Source organism: Bradyrhizobium sp. (assembly GCF_016462955.1).
Taxonomy (GTDB): Bacteria; Pseudomonadota; Alphaproteobacteria; order Rhizobiales; family Xanthobacteraceae; genus Bradyrhizobium.
Window position 1 is genome coordinate 1 of record NZ_JAEMSD010000634.1, and the last position, 3,371, is coordinate 3,371.

Annotated in this window: 2 protein-coding genes and 1 pseudogene; all 3 read left to right on the forward strand. The window is 65.9% G+C overall.

Going from position 1 to position 3,371, the window contains the following annotated elements:
- Window positions 1-1,485 (forward strand): annotated as a pseudogene (locus tag JHD07_RS35910) (NAD(+) synthase); the annotation flags it as partial.
- 30 nt (window positions 1,486-1,515) lie between these two features.
- Complete coding sequence (locus tag JHD07_RS35915) at window positions 1,516-1,899, forward strand: GrlR family regulatory protein (RefSeq protein ID WP_291630801.1); 384 nt, start codon at window positions 1,516-1,518, stop codon at window positions 1,897-1,899.
- A 149-nt stretch (window positions 1,900-2,048) separates the two neighbouring features.
- Window positions 2,049-3,257 (forward strand): DUF1236 domain-containing protein, encoded by a 1,209-nt coding sequence (locus JHD07_RS35920; protein ID WP_291630802.1) that lies wholly within the window; start codon window positions 2,049-2,051, stop codon window positions 3,255-3,257.
- The last annotated feature ends 114 nt before the right edge of the window (window positions 3,258-3,371 follow it).

Sequence of the window (3,371 nt, forward strand, 5' to 3'; positions counted from 1 at the left end):
CGGTGACGCCGGCCTCCGAGCTCGCGCTCGCCGGCGCGAGCGTGCTGATCAACCTCTCGGGCAGCCCGATCACGATCGGCCGGGCGCGCGCGCGCGCTGCTGTGCCAATCGACCTCGGCGCGCTGCCTTGCGGCTTACGTCTATTCCGCCGCAGGCGCGGGAGAATCCACCACCGATCTTGCCTGGGACGGCCAGACCTCGATCTACGAGAACGGGGTGCTGCTGGCCGAGGGCGAGCGGTTCCGCCAAGGCGGCCAGATCACGCTGTCCGATGTCGATCTCGACCTGCTCAGGCAGGAACGCGCGCTGATGGGAACGTTCGACGACAACCGGCGGCAGCGCGAAGCGTTTTTCCGCAAGGTGACATTTGCCCTGAAGCCGCCGGCGGCCGATATCGGCTTCCTGCGCAAGGTCGAGCGCTTTCCGTTCGTGCCGAGCGACGAGAGGCTGCTCGAGCAGGACTGCTACGAGGCCTACAACATCCAGGTCGCCGGGCTCGTGCAGCGCATGCGCGCCACCGGGACCAAGCGCGTCGTGATCGGCGTCTCCGGCGGCCTCGATTCCACCCATGCCCTGATCGTCGCCGCCAAGGCGGTCGACCTGCTCGGCCTGCCGCGCGAGAACATCCTGGCTTACACCATGCCTGGCTTTGCCACCGGCAGCGAGAGCAAGACCCATGCACTGGCGCTGATGCAGGCCTTGCACACGAGCTGGCAGGAGCTCGACATCCGCACCACGGCGACGCAGATGCTCAAGGACATCGGCCATCCCTTCGGAAAGGGCGAGAAGGTCTACGACGTCACCTTCGAGAACGTGCAGGCGGGCTTGCGCACGGACTATTTGTTCCGGCTCGCCAACCATCACGGCGGCATCGTCATCGGAACCGGCGATCTCTCCGAGCTCGCGCTCGGCTGGTGCACCTATGGCGTCGGCGACCAGATGGCGCATTACAACGTCAATGCCGGCGTGCCGAAGACGCTGATCCAGCATCTGATCCGCTGGGTGATTTCATCCAGGCAGTTCAGCGACGACGTCAATCGGACGCTCGGGTCGATCCTTGTGGCCGAGATCTCGCCCGAACTGGTGCCGGTGGAGGCCGGCGAGAAGCCGCAGAGCACGGAAGCGGCGGTCGGACCCTACGAACTGCAGGATTTCAACCTGTTCTACACGCTGCGCTACGGCATGCGTCCCTCCAAGATCGCCTTCATGGCACAGCATGCCTGGAGGGATGCGGCGAAGGGCGAATGGCCGCCGGCCTTCCCGAGTGACCGGCGCAGGGCTTATGATCTGCCCGAGATCCGGCGCTGGCTCGAAGTGTTCTTGCGCCGCTTCTTCGCCTTCAGCCAGTTCAAGCGCTCGGCCATGCCGAACGGACCGAAGGTCTCTGCCGGCGGCTCGCTATCACCGCGCGGCGACTGGCGTGCGCCATCGGATGCGAGCGCGGCCGCCTGGCTCGAGGATCTCGAACGGAACGTGCCGAACTGATCGAACGGATCGACATGGGGAGATGAGCGGATGTCGGCCGGGGATAGGACGGGAGCGGGTGGAGAGGCCAGCGTCATCAACGGCCTCTACATCTTCGACATCGAGATGCGTGACGGCAAGCGCGGACAGGCGAGGGGCGTCGTCGTGCTCTGCGACGGACGCATCCTGGGTGGCGACAGCTTCTTCTCCTACACCGGCAGCTACACGTTCCGGAACGGCAAGTGGCGTGGCGACATGATTGTCAATCAGCATACCGAGGCGGTCGGCAGGACATTGGCGTTCGGCGGCCGCGAGGTGACTTGCGGCTTTTCCGGCGACTATTTTCCCGGCGGTGCCGAAGTCGAAGGCATGGCGCTCGTCGGCAAGACCAGCGTGACGTTCACGGCGCGGCTGACGCTCAAGGATGTCATGTAAGCGCGACCTGATCTGCTCCGATCTCCGATGGCTGCGTTCCTGTCCGGGAACATTCGCACGAACAGAACGTTCGCGTCTGTTGTTGCGAACTGTCGAGGAGAGGGACTATGCGTCAACATTTGATGTTATCGACTGCGGCCATTGGACTGATGCTTGCTTCCGGCTTGGCCTATGCCCAGGCGCCCGGTGAGCGCAGGGATGAGCCGCGACGGGTCGAGGAACCGGCGAAAGGAGCCACGCCGCCGCGCGGTGACGTGCAGGAACGTGTTCAAGAGCGCACGCAGGGCGCCCAGGAGCGAGCGCAAGGCGAACGGCCACAAGGCGAGCGGCTGCAGGGCGCGGGCCGCGAGGACAAGGGTGGCGCTGCCAGGCGCGAAGCCGCTGATGACAAGCGCCAGCCGGCGCAGGCTTCCGAGCGCGACCAACCGAAGGCCAGGGACCAGGCGCAAGACTCTCGCGAGCCTTCGCGCGATCGCAACCGTGAGGCGGAAAGCACGAAGCCGGGACGCGACGGCAAGAGCAGCGCCGAGACCAAGCAGGACAAGTCGGCGCCGCAGAAATCAACGGCCGAGTCCGAAAAGTCCAAGTCGGGCCAGCAGAACGAGCGGTCTGGCACCGCGGCCAACCAGAACGAGCGCAAGCAAGCCCAGCCGCCGCGCAATGCGGCCGAGCAGGAGGGCAACCGGCCGGCCACCGCGACCGATACGAACCGGACGGCTCCGACCAACAATGCGCAGACCGCGCCCGGCACCCCGAGCGCGCAGAGCAACCAGACCACGCAGACCAACACTCAGGTCAATCAACAGACCCAGGTGACGACCGAAAAGCAGGTGCGCATCTCCGAAACCGTGAGCCGCGCTCGCCTTGCCCAGCCGGAGCGCAATCTGAACATCTCGATCCGCGTCGGCGAAACGATTCCTCCGCGCGTGCGGCTCCACAGGCTGCCGCCCGAGATCGTCTCGATCGAGCCTGCCTATCGCGACTACGAATATTTCGCGACCGAGGACGAGGTGGTGATCGTGGAGCCGGGCACGCATCGTATCGTCAGCCAAGTGCCGCGCGATCCGTCGCGGGCCCGGGCCCAGATGAGCGCCAGCGGCCAGTCGAGCGTTGCGGCGGCCGGGGCCAACCCTGTGAACTGCCAGATCATGCGGCGTGACGCTTCGGGCAATGTGGCGCAGGCAGAACCTTCGACCGTGGGTTCAACTGCGCGCGTGGATTCGATGAGCGTGATCGTCCAGATGCCCGGTGGCGGCTCGTCCGCACCGATCGCTCTCGATGCACCCGCGGGCAGCATCGTGGTCGCAACGCAAGGGCAGGGCGACTGCACCGTGACGCTGGAACCGCAGACGCGCTAACCGCAGGGTCGTCAAGACGCCTCCGAAACGACAACGCGCCGCCGGATGCCCCATCCGGACGGCGCGTTGCTGCGTTCAATCTCAGAAAGCTTCGAGGTCCGGAGTGCCTAGGAG

Bases quoted from the DNA above. Each gene is read 5' to 3' on its own strand.
- JHD07_RS35915 (WP_291630801.1), top strand. From the start codon at position 1,516: ATGTCGGCCGGGGATAGGACGGGAGCGGGTGGAGAGGCCAGCGTCATC.
- JHD07_RS35920 (WP_291630802.1), top strand. From the start codon at position 2,049: ATGCTTGCTTCCGGCTTGGCCTATGCCCAGGCGCCCGGTGAGCGCAGG.